Origin of the sequence: Shewanella sp. SM55 (assembly GCF_025654025.1) — a bacterium.
In the GTDB taxonomy this organism is placed as follows: Bacteria; Pseudomonadota; Gammaproteobacteria; order Enterobacterales; family Shewanellaceae; genus Shewanella; species Shewanella oncorhynchi.
In genome coordinates this window covers 1-629 of record NZ_JAKKRS010000041.1, presented here as the reverse complement: position 1 = coordinate 629, position 629 = coordinate 1, and the positions used below count along the sequence as shown (strand labels likewise).

At 43.8% G+C, this 629-nt stretch carries 1 rRNA gene; it reads right to left on the bottom strand.

From position 1 onward, the window contains the following. Positions 1-481: 481 nt before the first annotated feature. Positions 482-629, bottom strand: a 16S ribosomal RNA gene (locus tag L5L91_RS22605); the annotation flags it as partial.

Sequence of the window (629 nt, the reverse complement as noted above, 5' to 3'; positions counted from 1 at the left end):
CGCAAGTTACTACGTCCTTCATCGCCTCTGACTGCCAAGGCATCCACCGTATACGCTTAGTCGCTTAACCATACAACCCAAATGAGTTTCACTCATCTGCGTCGCATTGCGACCAGCTTGGTTTTACTTGTCTCACTTCTGACCAAAGAAGTGGACGCGCCTTAGACGTAAACTATTCAATAAAGAATAATTTACTATTGAATATTCAAGACACTTAATAAAGTGTTTGAGAACTCATGTTCAATGCTTTCGCATTAAACGTTTTGTAATTAATTACATGACAGACTCATGCAATTAAATACTATCAGCTTTCCAAATTGTTAAAGAACAACATCTACCTGCAAGAGGGATGTTTCGCTCTGACTTCTCCTAAGAGAAGMTAAACAAGCAATCTGTGTGAACACTCAAAAGGTACACGGATGTACCGAATGTCGAAAATGCAGGAGCATTTTTCGACCAAACATTAAGTTAGTCGTATAGGTAAGGAGGTGATCCAGCCCCAGGTTCCCCTAGGGCTACCTTGTTACGACTTCACCCCAGTCATGAACCACAAAGTGGTGAGCGCCCCCCCGAAGGTTAAGCTACCCACTTCTTTTGCAGCCCACTCCCATGGTGTGACGGGCGGTGTG